Origin of the sequence: Luteibacter aegosomatissinici (assembly GCF_023078495.1) — a bacterium.
Taxonomy (GTDB): Bacteria; Pseudomonadota; Gammaproteobacteria; order Xanthomonadales; family Rhodanobacteraceae; genus Luteibacter; species Luteibacter aegosomatissinici.
Map to the genome: position 1 here is coordinate 2282127 of NZ_CP095742.1, position 19688 is coordinate 2301814.

Annotated in this window: 23 protein-coding genes; 10 read left to right on the forward strand and 13 right to left on the reverse strand. The window is 63.2% G+C overall.

Annotation, left to right across the window (positions count from 1 at the left end):
• Positions 1-5 precede the first annotated feature (5 nt).
• Entirely contained in the window at positions 6-941 is a 936-nt protein-coding gene (locus L2Y97_RS10230) for an enoyl-CoA hydratase/isomerase family protein (protein WP_247436324.1), read from the forward strand.
• An 86-nt stretch (positions 942-1027) separates the two neighbouring features.
• Here L2Y97_RS10230 and L2Y97_RS10235 read toward each other — a convergent pair whose 3' ends face one another.
• The 5 genes from L2Y97_RS10235 to L2Y97_RS10255 form a co-directional block, all read right to left on the reverse strand.
• Positions 1028-2461, reverse strand: coding sequence for a catalase (locus tag L2Y97_RS10235; protein ID WP_247436326.1), 1434 nt, complete (start codon positions 2459-2461; stop codon positions 1028-1030).
• 135 nt (positions 2462-2596) lie between these two features.
• The gene (locus L2Y97_RS10240; protein ID WP_247436328.1) at positions 2597-3238 is read right to left on the reverse strand and encodes an HD domain-containing protein; all 642 of its coding nucleotides are present in this window, start codon (positions 3236-3238) and stop codon (positions 2597-2599) included.
• A gap of 310 nt (positions 3239-3548) precedes the next feature.
• Complete coding sequence (locus L2Y97_RS10245; RefSeq protein ID WP_247436330.1) at positions 3549-4439, reverse strand: alpha/beta fold hydrolase; 891 nt, start codon at positions 4437-4439, stop codon at positions 3549-3551.
• A 41-nt stretch (positions 4440-4480) separates the two neighbouring features.
• The gene (locus tag L2Y97_RS10250) at positions 4481-5434 is read right to left on the reverse strand and encodes a PDR/VanB family oxidoreductase (protein WP_247436332.1); all 954 of its coding nucleotides are present in this window, start codon (positions 5432-5434) and stop codon (positions 4481-4483) included.
• Positions 5435-5445: 11 nt separating this feature from the next.
• Complete coding sequence (locus tag L2Y97_RS10255; RefSeq protein ID WP_247436334.1) at positions 5446-6375, reverse strand: PNPOx family protein; 930 nt, start codon at positions 6373-6375, stop codon at positions 5446-5448.
• 216 nt (positions 6376-6591) lie between these two features.
• On the opposite strand from L2Y97_RS10255, the gene L2Y97_RS10260 reads away from it, so the two are divergent.
• From L2Y97_RS10260 to L2Y97_RS10270, 3 genes are all read left to right on the forward strand, one after another.
• Entirely contained in the window at positions 6592-7491 is a 900-nt protein-coding gene (locus L2Y97_RS10260; RefSeq protein WP_247436336.1) for a LysR family transcriptional regulator, read from the forward strand.
• Between the two features lie 133 nt (positions 7492-7624).
• Positions 7625-7996 (forward strand): DsrE family protein, encoded by a 372-nt coding sequence (locus L2Y97_RS10265; protein ID WP_247436337.1) that lies wholly within the window; start codon positions 7625-7627, stop codon positions 7994-7996.
• Positions 7997-8009: 13 nt separating this feature from the next.
• Positions 8010-8924 (forward strand): alpha/beta fold hydrolase, encoded by a 915-nt coding sequence (locus tag L2Y97_RS10270; RefSeq protein WP_247436339.1) that lies wholly within the window; start codon positions 8010-8012, stop codon positions 8922-8924.
• Positions 8925-8945: 21 nt separating this feature from the next.
• Here the strand turns inward: L2Y97_RS10270 and L2Y97_RS10275 are convergent, their stop codons facing one another.
• The 4 genes from L2Y97_RS10275 to L2Y97_RS10290 all read right to left on the reverse strand — a co-directional run bounded on the left by L2Y97_RS10275 (position 8946) and on the right by L2Y97_RS10290 (position 12264).
• Positions 8946-9422, reverse strand: a complete 477-nt coding sequence (locus tag L2Y97_RS10275) for a VOC family protein (RefSeq protein ID WP_247436341.1) — start codon at positions 9420-9422, stop codon at positions 8946-8948.
• A gap of 155 nt (positions 9423-9577) precedes the next feature.
• Complete coding sequence (locus L2Y97_RS10280; RefSeq protein WP_247436343.1) at positions 9578-10084, reverse strand: DinB family protein; 507 nt, start codon at positions 10082-10084, stop codon at positions 9578-9580.
• 22 nt (positions 10085-10106) lie between these two features.
• Positions 10107-11645, reverse strand: coding sequence for an MFS transporter (locus tag L2Y97_RS10285; protein ID WP_247436345.1), 1539 nt, complete (start codon positions 11643-11645; stop codon positions 10107-10109).
• Positions 11646-11712: 67 nt separating this feature from the next.
• On the reverse strand, positions 11713-12264 hold the full coding sequence (locus tag L2Y97_RS10290) for a cysteine hydrolase family protein (RefSeq protein ID WP_247436347.1): 552 nt from the start codon (positions 12262-12264) through the stop codon (positions 11713-11715).
• Between the two features lie 317 nt (positions 12265-12581).
• Between L2Y97_RS10290 and L2Y97_RS10295 the strand changes: the two genes are divergently transcribed.
• The 3 genes from L2Y97_RS10295 to L2Y97_RS10305 all read left to right on the forward strand — a co-directional run bounded on the left by L2Y97_RS10295 (position 12582) and on the right by L2Y97_RS10305 (position 13967).
• Complete coding sequence (locus tag L2Y97_RS10295; RefSeq protein WP_247436349.1) at positions 12582-13034, forward strand: DUF4437 domain-containing protein; 453 nt, start codon at positions 12582-12584, stop codon at positions 13032-13034.
• A 187-nt stretch (positions 13035-13221) separates the two neighbouring features.
• On the forward strand, positions 13222-13659 hold the full coding sequence (locus L2Y97_RS10300) for a tetratricopeptide repeat protein (RefSeq protein WP_247436350.1): 438 nt from the start codon (positions 13222-13224) through the stop codon (positions 13657-13659).
• Positions 13660-13724: 65 nt separating this feature from the next.
• Positions 13725-13967 (forward strand): hypothetical protein, encoded by a 243-nt coding sequence (locus L2Y97_RS10305; RefSeq protein ID WP_247436352.1) that lies wholly within the window; start codon positions 13725-13727, stop codon positions 13965-13967.
• Between the two features lie 144 nt (positions 13968-14111).
• On the opposite strand, the gene L2Y97_RS10310 is transcribed toward L2Y97_RS10305, so the two are convergent.
• Positions 14112-14645 (reverse strand): carboxymuconolactone decarboxylase family protein, encoded by a 534-nt coding sequence (locus L2Y97_RS10310; protein ID WP_247436354.1) that lies wholly within the window; start codon positions 14643-14645, stop codon positions 14112-14114.
• 36 nt (positions 14646-14681) lie between these two features.
• Positions 14682-15431, reverse strand: coding sequence for an SDR family NAD(P)-dependent oxidoreductase (locus tag L2Y97_RS10315; protein ID WP_247436356.1), 750 nt, complete (start codon positions 15429-15431; stop codon positions 14682-14684).
• 124 nt (positions 15432-15555) lie between these two features.
• On the opposite strand from L2Y97_RS10315, the gene L2Y97_RS10320 reads away from it, so the two are divergent.
• The gene (locus tag L2Y97_RS10320) at positions 15556-16470 is read left to right on the forward strand and encodes a LysR family transcriptional regulator (RefSeq protein ID WP_247436359.1); all 915 of its coding nucleotides are present in this window, start codon (positions 15556-15558) and stop codon (positions 16468-16470) included.
• 50 nt (positions 16471-16520) lie between these two features.
• Here L2Y97_RS10320 and L2Y97_RS10325 read toward each other — a convergent pair whose 3' ends face one another.
• Together L2Y97_RS10325 and L2Y97_RS10330 are read right to left on the reverse strand one after the other, a co-directional pair.
• Entirely contained in the window at positions 16521-17006 is a 486-nt protein-coding gene (locus tag L2Y97_RS10325) for a hypothetical protein (protein WP_247436361.1), read from the reverse strand.
• 10 nt (positions 17007-17016) lie between these two features.
• A complete protein-coding gene (locus tag L2Y97_RS10330; RefSeq protein WP_247436363.1) occupies positions 17017-17436 on the reverse strand; it encodes a hypothetical protein in 420 nt (139 codons plus the stop codon).
• 201 nt (positions 17437-17637) lie between these two features.
• Here L2Y97_RS10330 and L2Y97_RS10335 point away from each other — a divergent pair, with 201 nt between their 5' ends.
• Positions 17638-18744 carry a sensor histidine kinase gene (locus L2Y97_RS10335; protein ID WP_247436365.1) on the forward strand — a complete coding sequence of 369 codons (1107 nt, stop codon included), beginning with the start codon at positions 17638-17640 and terminating at the stop codon, positions 18742-18744.
• A complete protein-coding gene (locus L2Y97_RS10340; RefSeq protein ID WP_247436367.1) occupies positions 18741-19517 on the forward strand; it encodes a LytR/AlgR family response regulator transcription factor in 777 nt (258 codons plus the stop codon). Before L2Y97_RS10335 ends, L2Y97_RS10340 begins: the two co-directional genes overlap by 4 nt.
• The last annotated feature ends 171 nt before the right edge of the window (positions 19518-19688 follow it).

Here is a 19688-nt window from a genome sequence, read left to right on the forward strand (position 1 = left end):
CCATCATGAAGCCATGCCTGCTGGCCGCGGCGCTTTTTGCCGCTGGCTCTGTCTTCGCTACGCCAGCATTCGCCGCCAAGGCGCCGGATGCCCCCAAGGGAAACCAGCCCTCCAAGGACGAAATCAAGCTGGTGAAGGTCACGCCCGAATACTGGCGAGTCATTCTGGACCACCCGCCGTTCAACATCTTCGGGCCGGAAACCGTCCCGCAGTTCAATGCGGTGATTACCCAGCTGGAGACGGATCCGAAGGTGCGCGTCGTGGTATTCGAGAGCGACGTGCCGGGGTTCTTCCTCACTCACTATGACTTCGTGCCGCCGCTGACCGATACGACGGGCTTGAAGAACGGGCCAACGGGGCTGCCGCCGGTGCCTGACATGTTGATCCGCCTGAGCAAGGCGCCCGTCGTGTCCATCGTGAAGGTTCGCGGGCGTGCCACGGGTGTCGGCAGCGAGTTATCGCTGGCCAGCGATATGCGCTTCGCCAGTCGGGAGAAGGCGCTGTTCTCGCAGTGGGAGATCGGTGCGGCCCTGGTACCGGGCGGCGGGCCCATGGCACGGCTACCGCGCATGATGGGGCGGGGGCGCGCGCTGGAAGTGCTGCTCACCGGCGATGACATCAACGGCGACCTGGCCGAGCGCTATGGTTACGTCAATCGTTCGTTCCCCGATGCCCAGCTGGATGGCTTCGTCGACAAGCTCGCCCGGCGCATTGCGCGGTTCGACAAGCAATCCATCGCGGATATCAAGAAGCTGGTAAACGAGAACAGCCTGCCGCCGGATCAGGAGATCGGGCAGGGCTGGGATGCGTTCATCGAGTCCGTGAAACGGCCTGCAGCGCAGAAGAACATTAAGGTATTGATGGACGAAGGGCTGCAGGTGAAGCCGGATGTGGAAGTGCGGCTGCCGGAGTACACGGGGAGGTTGGAGCCGGTGCCTTGAGGGGCTGCGCGAAGAGCGTCGCTCACAGGGTGAGCTCCTACAAGGCGCCGTGACGCTGTAGGAGCCCACCCTGTGGGCGACATCTCTTATCCGAGACGCTGAATCGCGTCCGCCACCCCCGCGCCATACTCCGCATGGCACGCCGTGCAGTTATCGATATGCCGCTGCACCACCGGCGCCGAGGCACCCTTGATCGCCCGCGCGGTGTTCTCGAACAGCACCTTGCGCTGCGCCGGCGACATCATCTCGAACAACTTCCGCGGCTGCGAGAAGTAATCCGTGTCCTCACGATGGTTCCAGCGCGCAGCGGCGCCATCCACGGCCAGCGGCGGCTCGCTGTAGTCCGGCTGCGGCTGCAGGGCGCCGCGGCTGTTCGGCGCATAGCTGGTGGTATCGCTGCGCGAGGAATCCAGGCGCATGGCGCCATCGCGGTGGTAGCTGTGCACCGGGCACTTCGGCGCATTCACCGGGATCTGTGCGTAGTTCACGCCCAGGCGGTAGCGCTGGGTGTCACCGTACGAGAACAAGCGGCCCTGTAGCATCTTGTCAGGCGAGAAGCTGATGCCCGGCACGATCACCGCCGGGGAGAAAGCAGCCTGCTCGATATCCTGGAAGAAGTTCTCCGGGTTCCGGTTGAGCTCCATCACGCCCACTTCGATCAGCGGGTAATCCGCGTGCGGCCATACCTTGGTCAGGTCGAACGGGTTGTACGGGGTCTTGCCGGCATCGGCTTCTGGCATGATCTGCACGTATAGCGTCCAGCGCGGGAAATCGCCGCCTTCGATCGCGTTGAAGAGATCGCGCTGGTGCGTTTCGCGGTCGCCCGCGATCGCCTGGGCGGCTTCTTCGTCGCTGAAGTTCTGGATGCCCTGCTGGGTCTTGAAGGTGAACTTCACCCAGAACCGCTCGTTGTTGGCGTTGATGAAGCTGTAGGTGTGGCTGCCGAACCCATGCATATGCCGGAACGTGCGCGGGATGCCGCGCTCGCTCATCACGATCGTGACCTGGTGAAGGGCCTCCGGCAGGTTGGTCCAGTAATCCCAGTTGTTGTCGGCCGAACGCAGGCCCGTGCGCGGGTCGCGCTTGATCGCGTGATTCAGGTCCGGGAACTTCAGCGGATCGCGGATGAAGAACACCGGCGTGTTGTTGCCCACCAGGTCCCAGTTGCCTTCCTCGGTGTAGAACTTCAGCGCGAAGCCGCGGATATCGCGCTCGGCATCCGCCGCGCCGCGCTCACCGGCCACCGTGGAGAAGCGGGCCATCATCTCGGTTTTCTTGCCCACTTCGGAGAAGATCTTCGCCCGGGTGTAGCGGGTGATGTCGTGGGTGACGGTAAAGGTGCCGAACGCGCCCGCGCCTTTGGCATGCATGCGGCGCTCGGGGATCACCTCGCGGTCGAAGTGGGCCAGCTTCTCCAGGAACCACACATCCTGCAGAAGGGCGGGGCCGCGCGGGCCCGCGGTCATGGTGTTGTCATCGTCCGGCACCGGCGCGCCAAAGACGGTCGTGAGCTTGCTCATGGGTTTTCCTAGAAAGAGAGGTGGGTAAGCCCGGGTCGCATCACGTTAGGGAGCTAACGGCACGATGTGAAATTCAAAGTTCTTTTCGCGCCGATAGCTTGTAACTATGGATTGCCCTTTCGTTCTCGCAACCGCTCAGGTCGGCCAACCGTTGCCGAGGATGCAGTGGACAAAGTCGCCGCGGTGGAAATGTGGCTCCTTGTGCGCCATGACATCAGCCTTGACGTTGCCGAAGGTGGTCTCCGGCTTGTTGCGCACACCGTTGTAGAACGCATCGATGATCCCGTGCTTGAACGCGGGGCCGCGCGGGTGGGCTTCGGCGACAAGTTCACGATCGTGCGTGTGCACGGTCTCGAAGCCCAGGCCAAGCACGTCCATCTCCACACCAGCGGTGACTAGTGCGATCTCCGGCTTCATGTGCTGCGGGATGCCCGGCGTGGTGTGCAGGGCGATGGAGGCCCATACCGTATCGACCTGTTCCGGGCTGATACCGCGGGCGAGCAGGAAGTCGCGGGCGACGTTGGCGCCATCGACTTCAAAGCGCTCGGTCTTGCTCGAGTACTCGGGCACCAGGCCCATGTCGTGGAACATCGCGCCGGCGTACAGCAGCTCGGGATCGAACTTCAGGCCCTTGGCCTTGCCGCTGAGGGCGCCAAAGAAGAACACGCGGCGCGAGTGGTGGTACAGCAGATCGCTCTCGGTATCGCGGACCAGCTGGGTGATCTCGCGCGCCAGGGCGCTATCCGGAACAACAATGCCTGCAACCGTGGTGACCATGGGGGTGCCCTCTGGGTGATTTGGTAGGGACCATTTCACGGCCAAACAGGGCTGGCAGGATAAGTATCAGTGTATCCAATTCAGCCAAAACACCGCCGAAGCGGACGCCCTGGCCCCGCGATACGGCGAACCGTCCGCGTAGGAGTGCACCCTGTGCGCGACATCTTTTCGCGACCCCACAACAGGTCCTGTAGCGGTATGGCGAAAGACTGTCGCGCACAGGGTGCGCTCCTACAATCGGTGATGTGCGGGCACCGGCGACGTGCGGGCAACCGGCGATGTACGGGCAATCGCCGGTGTGCGAGCCGCCTCAGGCTTGCTTGCCGATCTTCCGGTCCAGGAAATCGCCGATCAGCGGCATGATCTCGTCACCCTTGTCCTCCAGGGCGAAGTGCCCGGTCGGGAACAAGTGGAACTCCAGGTCCTTCAGGTCGCGCTTGTAAGGGTGGGCGCCGTCGGCGGGGAAGATGGTGTCGCGTTCGCCCCAGGTGATGAGGGTGGGCGGCTGGTGTTCGCGGAACAGGCGCTGCACTTCCGGGTAGAGCGGGACGTTCTTGCGGTAGTCGTACATCACGTCCATCTGCACATCCTCGTTGCCCGGGCGATCGAGCAGGAACTGGTCGTGCACCCAGTTATCCGGCGAGATGCGGGTCTTGTCGTCCACGCCATCGGTGTACTGGAAGATCGTGGTCTCCAGCTTCACCAGCCAGCGCAGCGCATCGCGGCTCTTGGCGGCGCCATCGGCCCAATACACCTTGATCGGGTCCCAGAACGCCTTCAGGCCCTCCTCGTACGCGTTGCCGTTCTGGATGATCAGCGCGGTGGTCTTCTCCGGGTTCCTCAGGAACAGCTGCCAGCCGACCGGCGCGCCGTAATCCATGACATACATGGCGTATTTGTCGACCTTCAGGCGCTCGAGCAGCGTGCGCACCAGGTTGCCGAAGTTCTCGAAGCTGTAGTGATAATCCTTCACGTCCGGTGCGTCGCTCTCGCCGTAGCCGGGGTAATCCGGGGCGATCACGCGGTAGCGGTTGGCCAGATACGGGATGAGGTTGCGGAACATGTGCGAGGAGGTCGGGAAGCCGTGGAGCAGCAGCACGACCGGTGCATCGGCGGGGCCGGCTTCGCGGTAGGCGATCTTCAGGCCGTCGATCTGTTCGCTGCGGTAGGAAACGACGATGGGTTTGGTTTGGGTGGTCATGGCGGTTCTCCGGTATTTGGATGATGAGGTTGGGCTGACGCTTACAGTTCGAGTACCAGGCGGCCCGGCTGGGCCCACGACACGCACGTGCACATGCCTTGCGACCGCATGGCTGGGGTCAGGCACACATCACGATGGAGCGGCTCGCCGTCGAGCACCTGGGTGAAGCAGTTCCCACATTCGCCGCGCTTGCATTCCCACGACACGAACACGTCCGCGGCGATCAAGGCATCCAGGATCGACGTGCCGGGTTGAACTTCGACGGTCAGTTCGGACAGGGCGAGTTCGACCGTCAGCGGCGCGTCGCCCGGCTGGGCGCGTGCACCGAAACTTTCCACGTGCAGGGCATCGGCTGGCCAGCCTTGTGCCTCGGCGGCCTGGGCAAGTGCCTGGATCAGGCCCGAAGGTCCACACACATACGCCTGCGCCCCGGGCTCGTACGCACCGAGCAGCCGAACGAAGTCCACTCGGCCGGCGCGTTCGGAATAGTGCGTATGCATGGCGTCGCCCGCGATGCCACACAGTTCGTCGGTCAGGGTGGCCTGTTCTGCGTTCCTGGCAAGGTGGTGCATCACGAACGGCACACCGCGGCAGGCTAGGGCGTGCGCCATGGATACCAGCGGCGTGACACCAATGCCGCCAGCGATCAGCACGATGCGTGGCGCCGGCGTGCTCTCGGGAATCGTCAGGGGGAAGCTGTCGAATGGCCCAAGGACTTCCAGCACGCTGCCGGCTGCGAACTCATCGTGCAGGCAGGCGGACCCGCCCTTGCCGCCATCTTCGCGTTGCACAGCGATGCGGTATGCATCGGCCGGGCCGGTAACACCGACCAGTGAATAGTGGTTTTCAAACGAACGACCGTCGGCGGCGTTGAAACGCAGGATGACGTGTGAGCCAGGCATCCATGCCGGTAGGCGCGCGCCATCCTGCCTGGCGATACGGAACTCGCGCACTCGCGGGTTCAGCTGGATCACGTCACGGATCATGAAGGTCATGGCGGCGGCCCTCAGCGCGTCACGGGTGGATTGAACGGAGAAGCATCGAGGTATTCCCACTCGGCCTTCGGGATCGAATCACGAAGGATCCAGCGCTCGACGTTGAACTGCAGGTAGCGGCGCGTGCCGCCGGTCTCACCGGCCTGGTCGTCCTGGTCCCATTGCATGGCGACGGTGCCGGTGAGCTGCAGCAGGCGGCCGTTGGCGAAGTCAGGAATGCACAGGCCCGCGTGAGGATCGACCGAGAAGTTACCCCACGTATTGAACAGGCTGTTTCCCGGATAGTCCGGTATGCGCAGCGTGCGCTCGTCCACGATGTGGATAAAGCCCTTGTCGCCACCCCGGTGCGATGCGTCCGCACCGGTTTCAGGATGATGGCTGGCCACGAAAAGCGTATCCGCATCGCGAATGATCGATTCGACGGTGCCGCGAAGCACGGTGCCCGAGGCCGTCTGCGCATGCGCGCTCGGTTCGCCCAGGGCGCGCAGGTGGCGGCGTTGGATGTATTTCGGGCAGTTTGGATAAGCCTCGCGGATGCTGACTTGCATGCCTGCCTCATCAAGGCGGCTCACCGTGCCATTCACGCGGTAGCGGCGGCGCGAGCCCACCTCGATGAACAGCATGCCGACGTCCTTGCGGGTCATCACGTTGTTCCAGAGCGGTTCGTCCGTATCGCGATAGGCGGCCGGTACATCAATATCGATGGCCTTGCCGTCGGTGGTATGGGCGAACCCGGGCTTGCCGAACAGCAAGGAGGCCCAGACGTTTCCCGAGGCATCGACACTGCCCAGGGCGACCATGAACTGCTTTGCGATGAACGGACGCGCGCCACCGATGACGGTATCGCTCATGACCGCTATGTTGCGGTCCGCGATACCAGCCTCACCGGCGCGGATCTGTACCTCGCGTTCGCCTTCGTGGAAGTGGTGCTTGTCGTTCACGGCTCAGCCCTCGTTTCGATGGATGCATTCTTCGAAAGTGGGCCGCTATCGGGAACGAGGCGGACAGCAATTAACTGTTGCGCGGCGCGAAGGGCTGGTGGGTGGCTGGCGGGCGTCTCGCGGCGGGCGGCCCCGTTGAAGGCGAGTGGTTTCCGGCGAATAATCGCGAAATAATGGCCCCGTAAGTCCACCCAGCATTTCGCCGGATGCAATGACATGGACCAGATCCACCTGATGAAGGTTTTCGTGGCGGTAGGCGAGGAGGAGAGCTTCGCTGCGGCCTCGCGCCGTATCGATCTTTCGCCGGCCGCAGTCACCCGTGCTGTCGCCGCCCTGGAAGACGAACTGGGCGTCAAGCTGCTGGCCCGTACCACCCGTAACGTGCGCCTTACCGAGGCGGGGCGGCGCTACCTGGATGACACCCGCAACATCCTGGCCAGTATCGCCGAGGCGAACGAGGCGGCTGCGGGCGTCAATGCGGCGCCGAAGGGCAACCTGTCAGTTACCGCCTCCGTGCTGTTCGGCCGCACCTTCGTCATGCCGTGCATCGTGCAGTACCTGCAGGATTTTCCCGAGGTGGATGTCTCGGCTTACTTCCTCGATCGCGTGGTGAACCTGGTCGATGAGGGCATGGATGTCGCCGTACGCATCGGCCACCTGCCGGACTCAAGCCTGCGGGCCTTGCGAGTGGGGCAGGTGAGGCGGGTGCTGGTCGCCTCGCCGGCGTACCTGGCCACGCATGGCGTGCCCCAGCACCCGGCCGATCTGCTCCGCCACACCATTATCGCCGCGAGCGGTATTTCCCCGCGGGTCGACTGGAAGTTCGGCGCCGTTGAGGATCCGACCATGGTGCGTATGAAGCCCAGGCTGACCGTGACCAGCAACGATGGTGCGATCGCCGCGGCGACTTCGGGGCTGGGTATCGCGCGATTGCTTTCCTACCAGGTGGGTGCCGAACTGGCGGCCGGGCAGTTGAAGATCATTCTCGACGATTACGAGGAGTCAGCCTGGCCGGTGCATATCCTGCACAGGGAGAGCAAGTATGGGTCCTCCAAGGTCCGGCACTTTATCGATAGCCTGGCGGAACACCTGCGCGGCCATCCGCACCTGGCGTGAGCGTTTCGCCCGGCGCAATGATCAATTGACCATTGCGCCGTTCCTGCTGTGTCACGCAATACCTAGGATGAGCTCGTCCGCTGCACTCCCGTGGCGGATACCTATCCCAACCCCGACACCAGGAATCCCCACCATGAAAGCAGCCATTGTCATCCTTTCCGATCCCAAGGCCGGCGAAGAAGCCCTCGGCCGTATGTTCAACGGCCTCGCCGCCGCCTACGACTTCAAGACCAAGGGTGCGGAAGTCGGTATCTATTTCCAGGGCACCGGCACGCGGTGGCCCGGCGTCCTCGCTGATGCAAAGCATCCGATCCACGCATTGTTCAAGGCCGTCGAAGACAAGATCGTCGGTGTCTCGTGCGGTTGCGCGGATGTGTTTGGTGCGCGCGAAGAGGTCGAAAAGGCTGGCTTCGACCTGATTACTGATAACAGCGTCCCAGGCACATCGGGCCTGCCGAGCATCGCGCAGATCGCTGCCGACGGCTTCACGGTCTTCAGTTTCTGACGAGGCTGTCCTCATGAAACACGTCGTCGCTGCTACTCTGGCCCTTGCCGGTGTCGCTCATGCTGCACCCGTGGCTTATCGGACCGTGTCGATCGAAGGTGTACAGATCGCTTACCGTGAGGCGGGCGATCCAAGGCAGCCGACGATCCTGCTGTTGCACGGTGTACCCAGCTCGTCGCGCATGTATGACGCACTGATGCGCCGGCTTGGCGATCGCTATCACCTTGTCGCCCCGGATTACCCGGGGTTCGGGAATAGTGGCGCCCCCGATCCAGCGACGTTCGCCTACACGTTCGATCATCTGGCGAAGGTGATGGTGGAGTTCACCGACAAGGTGGGGCTCAGCAAGTACACGTTGTTCATGCAGGACTATGGCGCACCGGTCGGCATGCGCATGGCGGTGGCGCGACCGCAAGCCGTGTCGGCCCTGGTGTTCCAGAATGGCAATCTCTATAGCGAGGGCCTGGGCCCGTTATGGGAGAAGCGTAAAGCGTTCTGGAAGGATCGCTCAGCACACGAGGCGGAAGTGATCGCCGGCCACCAATCGGTGGCGGTCACTCGTGCGCGCCACATAGGCGGTGATCCGGATGTTGAAGCGTACGACCCGGACTTGTGGATGGATGAGGTCGCCTATCTTAATCGACCGGGCCAGGCGAAGATCCAGGCCGACCTGATATTCGACTACCAGCACAACCTTGCCAGCTACCCTGCCTGGCAGGCGTGGCTCAGGCAGCACAGGCTACCTACGCTCGTGGTCTGGGGCCGATACGACCAGGCGTTCACCGTTCCCGGTGCGCTCGCCTTCCGCCGCGATAACCCCGATACTGATGTGCATATCCTCGACGGCGGCCACTTCGTGATGGATACGAAGCTGGACGATGTCGTGGTGTTAACGGCGGGGTTTGTGGCGAAGGTGGCTGGAGAGTGAGCACGCAAGGTGCTTCACAGGCTATTCCCATAGCCGCCCCGACAACCGACCTGTGATCTCCTGAACCACCCATTCATTCCCGTCCGGATCATTGAACGAGACGAACGACGCGTAGCTCTTCCGCTCCGGATTCGGCCCATCCACGCGGTTGTTGTTACCGCCGTGGTGGAACAGCCCGTCGGCGTCGTGGAACACCTCGCTGGTTTCGATGCCGCGTCGGCGCAGCTCATCACGCACCGCCACCACGTCGTGCGCCACTAGGTGCAAGCCACGAACAGAGCCCGGCTTGGCTGCGGTCATCTTGTCGCCGAAATGGATGGAGCAGCCCGATTGCGGGGGTGTGAACTGGATAACCCGGAAGCCTTTGTCGTTGGCGAAATCCGCATCCAACCGCCAGCCGAGCTGGCTGTAGAAGGCCTTGGACCGGTCCGGGTCGGCCACCGGGAGCACGATGATCTCGAGCGTGAGCGGGAAGGGAAAGGGCTCGTAGGTGGCCATGGCGTCGTTCCAGGGGCGGGCGGAAAGCGCCACGATGTCTCTGGTCGCTCATCCCCGTCTTGGCGCGGCTTCCCCTGCCAGCGGCGGCCCTTGTAGGAGCGCGCTTGCGCGCGATCCGGGTCCGCCGAGAGCACCCGTCGCGCGCAAGCGTGCTCCTACACGGAGGCCTCGCGGCGCTCGGGCTCGCGCATGTGTAGGAACGAGGTCAGGGTATCGGGGCTGGGTTTGATGCCCAGTCCGCGGAGTACCTGGCCCACGTTGCCGCGGTGGTAGGCGCCGTGCAAGGCAACGTGGTGGAGGATTTCGTCGCGGGTCATGCGGCCGTGCTGGCCGTCGGTGAACACGAAGGCCACCTCTTCGGCCAGGGCCTCCGGAGCGATCCTGGCGACATAGGCCTGGTACCACTGGTCCATGCCCGCCACCGCCTCGCGCAATTCGGCGACGCTCGGTGTCTCCGGCGTGTTGGTCGCGGTCATGCCGTGGGGTTCACCGGTGAGGTGGCCCTTGAACACCCGGTCCACGACGAGCGCATGGTTCAGGGTGCGTCGGCACATCACGTTTTCTTCGGGGTGGGTTTCCACGAAGCCTTCCAGCTTGTCGAGCAGGGCCGTGTTGGCGAAGGCTTTCTGGGCGAATAGCGCGTTGAGGGTGGTGTTAGGCATGAAAGGCTCGCGGGTTCGGAATTTACGGCGTATCAGTGCAAGGCCGGGCGGCTTCCTGGCGCACCGTGCCCGATCCGAAGATCGTAAAGCTAAGCATGGCCAGTACGATGGCGCCAAGGCCGCCATAAAGCATGAGCCAGCCGAAGCCATGCACCAGCGCATCATGGGCGAGCGTCGTGGAAGGCGTGGCGCCCGTCACATGGCTGGCCAGGGCCGATAGATCGCCGCCGGCGATCCGCTCGGCGGCGGCGCGCAACTGCGATTCGTCGATCGATGTACCCAGCGCCGCCTCGAGATAGGCATGGATACCTTTGACCAGCAGCAGCCCAAACACCGCGATGTTGATAGCGAGGGTGATAAGCCGTGCACTGATATCGATCCCGGAGGCCATGCCGGCACGGTCGGCCGACACGGAGCCGGTAGTGGTGTTCGTGGTCGGCGAGTTGGTCAAGCCAATGCCCACGCCCGCGATAAGCGTGCCGGGTAGCAACGTCTTCCAACTCGCAGCTTCGGCACCCGCGCCCACGCGCATGGCAAGGAACCCCACGCCAAGCGTCAGCAACCCAAGCGGAATAGCCACGCGCGCGCCAAACCGCGCACGGATGAACTCCGCCATGGGCGGCATCAGCATGAACGGGATGGTGTAAGCGAGCAGCAACGTACCCGTGGTGGTCGCGTCGTAGCCAAGCCCGCTCGAGAAATAGATCGGCAAGTAGATGATGAACGGCCAGTAGCTGAAGTTCATGCCGATGCCGCCCATGATCGCGCCGGAGAACGGCCGGATACGGAACACGGAGAAATCGAACATGGGATGGGAGCTGACACGCTCCGCCCAGAGGAAGGCGCCAAACGCCAGCAGCGAGGCAAGCCCGATGGCCATGCGCAGGCCGCCGCCCAACTCACCGTCCTGGGTAATGAGGTAAGAGAAGCCGAACACCGCCAGCGATAGCGTGATGATGCCGGCCAGATCGAGCTGGCCCGCCTCCGGGTCACGCGACTCCGTCACGCCCGCGCCAATGAACAGCAAGGCGATCATGGCCAGCGGCACATGGACCAGGAACACCCACTGCCAATCGGCCAGGGCCACGATCAGCCCGCCAATCGCGGGGCCAAAGCCCAGCCCGATGCCCGAGATGACACTCCACGCAACGAACGCACGACCACGCGCCTTGCCATCCTGGAATTGATGCGACAGCACCGCGACGCTACAGGTAAACATCGCGCCACCGGCCAGGCCCTGCAGGAAGCGCGCGGCGATTAGTGCACCTGCGCTCGACGACAGTCCACAAAGCAGCGACGCCACGCCAAACGTGATCGTCGTGATTGCCATCACCCGCTTGCGGCCAAAGCGATCCGCGAGCGTGCCCGTCGCCATCAGCACCGTGGTGCAGGCGATCGTGTAGGCATTCATGATCCACTGCAGGTCGCGGAAATCTGCACCGAGCACATCCTTCAGTTTGGAAAGGACCACCGGCACGCTGGAAATCTCCAGGCCGAACAGCAGGGAGGCGAGGCAGACGCCAATCAGGGCAAGGATGTTGCGTGACGTTGCGGAAGACATGGTGGGGGGCCTTGAAGGATGTGCCGCCGGCATCATCCGGCGGCACGGGAGCGCTGGAACACGAAAATCAGGCGGCGATCAGGTAAGCATCGGTGGTGACGACGTTTGCGTAGCCGAACTGCAGTGCCGCCATGAACGCGGCGTGCACCATCTTCGCCGGCACATCGACACCTTCGAACGACAGATCGCGCGTGGCGCACGCATCGTGAACCACCGTCGTCACGAAGCCGAAATCATCGGAAGCGCGGGTGACCGCATCGATACACATGTGGCTCATGTTACCGACCACCACGACATCCGTCACACCGTTTTTGTCGAGGAAGGATTTCAGTCCTGTCTCGCGGTACGGGTTCATGAAATGCTTGATGATCAACGTTTCGTCGGGAAGGTTCGCGACCTTGTCGTGGATCTGCACGCCGTGCGTGTCCTTCACGAAGAAGGCTGCATCCGGCTCAAGTGAATCGTGGCGGATGTGGACGACGAGATCACCCTGCTTGCGGGCGTGGGCGATGACGCGCGCCGCGTTATCGGCGGCCTGCTCGACATCCTTCAAAGGGAATTTGCCGGCGGGGAAATAGTCGTTCTGGATATCGACGACGATGATGGCTTTCTTGCTCATGGGGCTACTACCAGGCGATGGGGTGGGGTACCTGGTGCGCCGGGGGGTCGCGCATGACGGGGATGGAGAAGCGCGTGGCGCACCAAGGCAGCGACATGATCGCGACCGCTGTCTCTTAAGAGAATCGCTGGCAGGCGGAATTCATTATTGCGCCGCTCGTAACGCTTCACGGCACGCAGGCGATTGTTCCGCGTAACGCAACGGCATCTTCCGCCGTACGTCGTTCTGCTATCGCCGCCATCGGCCTAGCTTATGAATCCTCCGCTCCCGGAGACACCTGCCCCCACGTACGTCACCGCCTTCCCGAGGATTTCCCCATGTATCTGAGCAACACAGTGAAACGCATCGCCATCGCTGCCGCCCTGGTCGCCGCAACCCCTGCCGCCTTCGCCGTTAGCAACGCCGATCTCTACGCCGACACCAGCAAGGTCGTGCCCGTCACCGACCTGAAGTTCTACCAGAACAAGGAGGGCCTCACGATCGCCAACGGCTGGGGCGATCCCGCCAATGGTGCGCACAGCAACTACATCAAGATGGCCGGCGGCACCGCCAGCGGCGTCCACACGCATAGCCAGTCGTACTACGGCGTGGTCATCGCCGGCGTGGTGGCAAACGAACCGCCGGGCTCGAAGCAGGATCGCCCGCTCGCCCCCGGTTCCTACTGGTACCAGAGGGGTAACGAGCCGCACGTGACCAAGTGCATCTCGCAGACGGAGTGCATCTTCTTCGTTACCGCCAAGGGCGCGTTCGATTATCTGCCGGTGAAATAGGTTAGGTCATGGGCCGTGTCCGACCGACACGGCCCGCGGCTCTGCTGCCTGCCCGGTGACCATCTGCAGCTAGCCGATGTACGATTCGCCGGGTAGGTCGTTAAGGGCGCCTCCCGACTTCGTGACATCGGCAGTGTGCTCGTGGCCGTCAGTGCAGTCCGCACGGTGCTCGTCATGGAACGTAGATATGCCTTCGGTTGAAAGTGAATTGGACGACAATGCCTACGATGAAATCGTTCGGCTATGCGAATCCGGCGACAAGCTGGATTCGATCGGTCGGTACGAAAGTGCCGTAGAGGAGTACAACAAGGCTTGGAAGCTTGTTCCCGAGCCAAAGAACGAATGGGAGGCGTCGACGTGGATCCTTGCGGCTATAGGGGATGCCTGCTTCCTTCTGGGGAAGGCAAAGTCAGCTCGCCAGGCACTGGAATTTGCCATGACCTGCCCAGGAGCGATAGGAAATCCGTTCCTTCACTTGCGCTTGGGTCAGGTGCTTCTCGATGCCGGCGAAGAAGACGCTGCGGCTGATGAATTGATGAGGGCTTACATGTGGGCTGGTAAAGAGATCTTCGAGAAAGATGATCAGAGGTATCTGACGTTCCTCGAGTCTCGAGCCCGGATCTGATGTTACATGAGCGCCTGACAATCGACGGACTTACGAGGCGGGACGACTAACGAGATGTGAAAGGTATGCTTGAATCAATTCTCACCGGTGAGGCACCTAGTGCGTTGTTCAGACGTATTATCGAAGCTGACGCCTCGATATCGAACATCAGGCTTGGTGAGATTGTGCGGGACGAATTCGGCGGGCTATCTGGTCTTGCACAGCAAATCATCTGGCACTGGAAAGGACCGGGTAGGGGCCAGGGACTGAGCGATGAAAACCTTGATGCGAGCCTTAGAGAGCTGTTCGTGGAGGCGGGCTATCTCTAGCCGAGTGCGGGGACACGCCGAAATCCGTACAACTTTAGCTTGGCCTCGATTGCACGGAGCAGCGCGGTGCGGTCATGCCATGCCCGTGCGCGATGGTTGTTTTGGCAATTACCCATCGCGCGAGCGCGCTCCTGCACGAGTCGGTTACAGCGTCGGTGCTGCCGGGAAATCCACCGGCACCTGGGTCACCGAGTGCAGGTAGTTGGTAATCGTCTTGTCACCGATGGTGACGATGGTGTCGACCAGGTTCTCCTTGGTCCAGCCGGCGGCGAAGAAGCCTTCGATCAGCGCGTCGTCGATCTTGCCGCGCTGCACGGCAATCGCCTTCACCAGCCGAGCCAGGGCATCCAGCTTCGGATCGAATGAAGCCGTGCCGCCGCGGATTTCGAGCACCTGCGCGTCGGTGAAGCCATTCATCTTGCCGATCATGGTGTGGGCGGCCAGGCAGTATTCGCACGCGTTGACCTGGCTGACGACGAGGTTCACGACCTCGCGGGCCTTGCCGGTGATGCTGCTTCTGGCGTTCTGCAGGGCCAGGTAGCTGCCCAGGGCATTCTCGGAATGCGCGAGGGTGGCGTACAGGTTTGGCACCATGCCGAGCCCTTTCTTCAAGGTATCGAACAGGGCCTGGTTGGCCGGGGAAACGTCGTCGCGGGTGGGTACGTTAATGCGTGACATGGGGTAACTCCGTGGAAAGATGGTGGGATGAAGGGATTACTGCGCGGTGTAACCGCCATCGACGGCGATCACCTGGCCGGTGAGGTACTGGGCCTTGCTGCCAGCGACGAAAAGAATGGTCTGGGCGATCTCGTTCACCGTCGCGGCGCGGCGGGCGGGGATGGTGGCGAGGAAGCCGTTCTTGGCCTGTTCGTCATTGCCGACGAAGCGATCCAGCATGTCGGTGGCGACGGGGCCCGGGGCGACGGCGTTCACACGTACACCGACGGGGGCGCCCTCGAGAGCAACTGACTTGGTCATGCCCTCCACCGCGTGCTTGCTGGCGACATAGACCGAGGCGCCCGGCATGCCGACGTGACCTGCGATGGAAGAGACGTTGACGATCGAGCCCGCACCCTGCGCCTGCATGACGCGCATCTCGTGCTTCATCGAAAGCAGCGTGCCGAGCACGTTGGTGGAGAACGTGCTTTCGTAGTTGTCGGTGGTCTGTTCCGCCACGGGGGCGAGCTGGCCTTCGGTGCCAGCGTTGTTGATGGCGATATCGAGGCGACCGAAACGCGCGATGGTCTGGTCAAGCAGCCCACGCACGTCGGCTTCATGGCGCACATCGGCGCGGACGAACTCCGCCTCCGCACCCAGGCCGCGAAGCTCGGCGGCGAGCGCATGGCCAACTTCCTCACGGCGGCCGCTCACGACGAGACGGGCGCCGTCGGCGGCGAAGGCTAGGGCGGTCGCGCGGCCGATGCCTGTGAGTGCGCCAGTGATCAGGACGACGGGGGTATTCATGGGTGGACTCCGTGGCTAGGTGGTGGATCGGTCGATGGGCAAACTTTGATCCATTCCATGAGGTGCAACTAGCCAAGGAAAAGGCATATCATTCATGCCATAGTGGACTTAATAGGGTCGCGCCGTGGACAAGCTGCAAGCCATGCAAACCTTCGTTCGCGTGGTGGAGGCGGGCAGTTTCTCGGCTGTCGCCAAGGAGCAGGGCGCCACGCAGAGCGCGATCAGCAAGCAGGTGGCGGCTCTCGAGCGGGAGCTCGGAGCAAGGCTGCTTGTCCGCACGACCCGATCGCTGGCTCTCACCGACGATGGTGAGCGCTACTTCGAGCAGGCCCGGCGCCTGGTGGCCGATATCGCGGAAGCCGAGGCGACTCTCGGCAGCGGCCAGCAAGCGCTGAAGGGCACCTTGCGTGTTGCTTCATCGGTCGGCTTTGGCCGCCTGCGGCTCATGCCGCTGGTGCAGAGCTTCCTGGCGCAGCACGCTGGCTTGCGCATCGACCTGCGTTTGAGCGATGGCTATATCGATCTGGTTGAACGTGGCATCGATGTAGCCGTGCGCATCGGCGAACTGGCCGATAGCAGCCTGGTGGCCAGGCGTATCGGCCAGTCCACGCGTGAAGTGCTGGCACACCGCCATTACGTGCGGGGCCTGCCCAAAGGCCTGAAGGCCCCGAAGCACCCCGAAGACCTCACCCAGCACAACTGCATCGTCTACACCGGCACCGGCATGCGCAGCAGCTGGCGGTTCGTGGCCGGCCCAGGCGCCGCCGAACCCGTCGGCACCGAGCACCGCGTGCCCGTCGCGGGCAGCCTGCAAACCGACAGCAGCGAAGTCGTCCGCGCGGCGATCCTCGCCCGCATGGGCATCTGCTACACCCCAACTTGGCTCTTCGAAGAAGAAATTGCCGCCGGCGATGTCGTGAAGCTACTGCCCGACTGGTCGATCCTCTCGCCCATCCACCTGGTCAGCCCCCAGGAACGCCGCCACTCCGCCAAAGTCCGCGCCTTCATGGACCACGTCGCCGCCGCGTTCGCCACGTAACACCCTCGCCAAAAACCCTTCCACTGCGTGACCTGTAGGAGTGCAATGGATCATGGGGTGCGGGTGAAGTAGTGCGTGCGCATCGCTGGCCGGCCCTGGTTGTCGAAGTACGACACGATTTCGGTCATCGTCTTGCCATCGGGTGCCGCGGTGTACACGCGGGTGGATGCGGGTACGCCGCCCTTGCTCAGGCCCATCACGAGCACGTTGGGCTGGGGATGCTCAAGCGCGGCCGAATCGGCCTCGGGACTGCCGGTCACCGCAGCAGCCGTGCCATCCAGCGGCGTATCGTTCTTCGAATGAATCACGCCGCCAGCGGCATCGACGATGGTGACATCAACGGTCAGTGCGTTCTTCCCCGCATCCGCAAACCCAATGGTCACGCTCTTGGGTCGTGCCTCGGGCGCCATTGGGAGTCGCGATGTATCGACTGCCCAGCGGCCCAACAGCGGTGCCGGGACGGGCGCCGTGGCGGACGCCGAAACACACAGGGCAAGCCCTGCGACCAGTGTGGATGCCAGGAAAGCGTGCTTCATGCGACCTCCGTCAGTTCACGATCCGATCGGTGACTGGCCCATCGTTGGCCAGGGTGTCCGGGGTGATCATACGGCCCTTTAGGCTGTCGAGGCGCAGGCCGTGGGTGCGGCACACGTCAATGCCGTTGAGGCGTGACACGCGCTGGTCGGTAAATGTCACCTGCATATCGCGAAGGCATGGGCCATTCGGAAGCTGGAACGCGGCCGCGTTGAGGCCGCCGACCAGCGAGCCGCCCAGATCCACGGGCTGGAAGGCGTCGCTTCCCGATGGAGCGATCGCCAACACCGCCACGCTGCTGGCCGTGGCATTGACCAGGTTGAAGGGCGCCGAGGTCTGGCGCTCGCCTACGGCGCGCGATGCGGTAGAGGCACAGGCCGTCGAGGCGAGGGAGACCAGGAGGATAGCGAGGCAGGGCAGGTACCGTGTCATGGGAAGCTCCAGCGAGGTCGAAGGTGGGCCCGGCCGAAAGCGGCCCGGGTGGCGCCATATGGCGCCCGCGCGCCCTGCACGGAAACGGTTCCGGGACGAATCGTCGTACCGGCATGACCAATGGCAGTAACGCCCGGTTTCGCTTTCCACCCGCGCACGGAGGTGCCTAAGATGGCGCCGCCACCCACCGCGGAACGCCCCATGAAAGTGCGCCTCGGCAATACGCAGATCGGTATGGGCCGCTACCTCGGCCTGTGGGGTGTGGTCGCCCTGGTCTTCGCATGGCAGGGCTATATGCGCGATGACCTCGCCGGGCACACCTGGGATTTCATCGATTACATGCGCTGGTCGGCCATCCAGTGGTACACGTGGGCGGCGCTCGCACCGCTGGTGTTCCGGCTGGGGGAGCACTACCCGATACGTGTGCCGCTACGGCTTGGTGAGTTGTGGATACCGCTGCTCGCCAGCCTGGGGATGACCGGCCTTGCACTACTTATCGGCGCATTGGTGTCCACGATCACGGAGCCTTCGGGCCTCGCAGAGCAATGGCGCCAGTTCGTGGGGCAGCATGCGGCTACCGGCTTGCTCACCTGCTGGGCACTCTTTGTGATCCAGCAAGCCATGCAGTTCCGTGAAGAGAAAGCACGAAGGGAACTCGAAGCCACCCAGCTCGAAAGCGAGCTCGCCCAGTCACGGCTGCAGGTGCTGCGCACGCAACTCCAGCCCCATTTCCTGTTCAACACCATGCACGCTATCGCCACGCTCCTGCATGAGGACGTAGGCTCGGCAGAGGACATGTTGCTTCGCCTAAGCGATCTGTTGCGTGCATTCCTCGATGAATGCCAGGGCCAGGAGATCACGCTCCAGCAAGAGCTCGTGCTGCTTGATCTCTACCTCGGCATCCAGCGCACGCGCTTCAAGGATCGCCTTGATACTCGCATCTATGTCGCGCCCGACACGCTCTCGTGCGCGATACCCAGTCTCATTCTCCAGCCCCTCGTCGAAAACGCCATCAAGCACGGCATCGGCGAGCGGGTCGGTAACGACTGCATCGAAATCGAAAGCCGTCGCGATGGCGAAAGCCTCGTGATCGAAGTGCGCAACCGCAACAGCGTGCTTGAGCCCGAAGGCGCTGCCACCGAAGGTCACGGCATCGGCCTGTCGAACACCCGCCTTCGCCTGAACGAGCTCTACGGCAGCAAAGGCCAGGTAGAACTGCAAATGCTCTGGCCCCAGGGCGTAGCCTGCCGTTTGCGACTGCCTTATCAGGTGATCGACGAGGACGAACCTGAGGTCGTGGACGCATGAAGCTGTCGGTGCTGGTCGTGGATGACGAACCGATCGCACGGCAGGCCGTGGTACGCCTGCTGCGCGAAGATGCCGATGTCGCCCAGCTAAGCGAATGCGGCGACGGGGCATCGGCGGTGGGAGCGATCCGTGCCGGCTCGCCCGATCTGGTGTTTCTTGATATCCAGATGCCCGCCATGTCGGGTCTGGACGTGGTGCGTACCGTGGGCTTCGACCGCATGCCCGCCACGATTTTCGTCACGGCCTACGAGCAGTACGCCGTGCGCGCGTTCGAGGCGAATGCCGTCGACTACCTGGTGAAGCCCTTCAACCGCGAGCGCTTCACCCATGCGCTCGCCCGTGCCAAGACACGTCTCGCGACGGCCGGCCCGGCCGCCGAGGCGTCCGCACGCATCATGCAGGCACTGGATGCCCTGCGGAAGCGCGACGACTACCTCGATCGCATCCCCATCCGCGAGAGCGAGCAAATCACCTTTGTGGATGTGAACGAGATTGTGTGGATCAAGGCCAGCCGCAACACGGTGTTGATCCACCTGGCCGACCGGGTGCACGAGATGCGCGAGACCATGGCGGGGCTGGCGGAGCGGCTGGACCCGAAGCAGTTCGCGCGGGTCCATCGCTCGGCCATCGTCAACGTGCGCCGGGTACAGGCCGTACACCCCTGGTTCAACGGCTACCACGTCCTCACGATGGACACAGGCCAGAAACTCCGAATGAGCCGCTACCAGCACGACACCTTCCTGAAACTCGTTTCAGTACGAGCAGAATCATAAGTTCGGCATTGCTGGTGTCGGTGTTGATCAGGTTGCGGAGTATTGGCGTCTGCGCGTTGTTGGCTTTTCGCGCGCGAGCGCGCTCCTACAAGGGGGCGGGCTGGGCGACTGGTGCGGCAGGAATTGACGCGGCGCAGATTTGCGAAAAGACGCAACGCAGCGCCTACACAC

What these genes read in the sequence shown, in the direction of transcription:
- L2Y97_RS10230 (WP_247436324.1), top strand. Translation starts at nt 6, where the DNA reads ATGAAGCCATGCCTGCTGGCCGCGGCGCTTTTTGCCGCTGGCTCTGTC.
- L2Y97_RS10235 (WP_247436326.1), bottom strand. Translation starts at nt 2,461, where the DNA reads ATGAGCAAGCTCACGACCGTCTTTGGCGCGCCGGTGCCGGACGATGAC.
- L2Y97_RS10240 (WP_247436328.1), bottom strand. Translation starts at nt 3,238, where the DNA reads ATGGTCACCACGGTTGCAGGCATTGTTGTTCCGGATAGCGCCCTGGCG.
- L2Y97_RS10245 (WP_247436330.1), bottom strand. Translation starts at nt 4,439, where the DNA reads ATGACCACCCAAACCAAACCCATCGTCGTTTCCTACCGCAGCGAACAG.
- L2Y97_RS10250 (WP_247436332.1), bottom strand. Translation starts at nt 5,434, where the DNA reads ATGACCTTCATGATCCGTGACGTGATCCAGCTGAACCCGCGAGTGCGC.
- L2Y97_RS10260 (WP_247436336.1), top strand. Translation starts at nt 6,592, where the DNA reads ATGGACCAGATCCACCTGATGAAGGTTTTCGTGGCGGTAGGCGAGGAG.
- L2Y97_RS10265 (WP_247436337.1), top strand. Translation starts at nt 7,625, where the DNA reads ATGAAAGCAGCCATTGTCATCCTTTCCGATCCCAAGGCCGGCGAAGAA.
- L2Y97_RS10270 (WP_247436339.1), top strand. Translation starts at nt 8,010, where the DNA reads ATGAAACACGTCGTCGCTGCTACTCTGGCCCTTGCCGGTGTCGCTCAT.
- L2Y97_RS10275 (WP_247436341.1), bottom strand. Translation starts at nt 9,422, where the DNA reads ATGGCCACCTACGAGCCCTTTCCCTTCCCGCTCACGCTCGAGATCATC.
- L2Y97_RS10280 (WP_247436343.1), bottom strand. Translation starts at nt 10,084, where the DNA reads ATGCCTAACACCACCCTCAACGCGCTATTCGCCCAGAAAGCCTTCGCC.
- L2Y97_RS10285 (WP_247436345.1), bottom strand. Translation starts at nt 11,645, where the DNA reads ATGTCTTCCGCAACGTCACGCAACATCCTTGCCCTGATTGGCGTCTGC.
- L2Y97_RS10290 (WP_247436347.1), bottom strand. Translation starts at nt 12,264, where the DNA reads ATGAGCAAGAAAGCCATCATCGTCGTCGATATCCAGAACGACTATTTC.
- L2Y97_RS10295 (WP_247436349.1), top strand. Translation starts at nt 12,582, where the DNA reads ATGTATCTGAGCAACACAGTGAAACGCATCGCCATCGCTGCCGCCCTG.
- L2Y97_RS10300 (WP_247436350.1), top strand. Translation starts at nt 13,222, where the DNA reads ATGCCTTCGGTTGAAAGTGAATTGGACGACAATGCCTACGATGAAATC.
- L2Y97_RS10305 (WP_247436352.1), top strand. Translation starts at nt 13,725, where the DNA reads ATGCTTGAATCAATTCTCACCGGTGAGGCACCTAGTGCGTTGTTCAGA.
- L2Y97_RS10310 (WP_247436354.1), bottom strand. Translation starts at nt 14,645, where the DNA reads ATGTCACGCATTAACGTACCCACCCGCGACGACGTTTCCCCGGCCAAC.
- L2Y97_RS10315 (WP_247436356.1), bottom strand. Translation starts at nt 15,431, where the DNA reads ATGAATACCCCCGTCGTCCTGATCACTGGCGCACTCACAGGCATCGGC.
- L2Y97_RS10325 (WP_247436361.1), bottom strand. Translation starts at nt 17,006, where the DNA reads ATGAAGCACGCTTTCCTGGCATCCACACTGGTCGCAGGGCTTGCCCTG.
- L2Y97_RS10330 (WP_247436363.1), bottom strand. Translation starts at nt 17,436, where the DNA reads ATGACACGGTACCTGCCCTGCCTCGCTATCCTCCTGGTCTCCCTCGCC.
- L2Y97_RS10335 (WP_247436365.1), top strand. Translation starts at nt 17,638, where the DNA reads ATGAAAGTGCGCCTCGGCAATACGCAGATCGGTATGGGCCGCTACCTC.
- L2Y97_RS10340 (WP_247436367.1), top strand. Translation starts at nt 18,741, where the DNA reads ATGAAGCTGTCGGTGCTGGTCGTGGATGACGAACCGATCGCACGGCAG.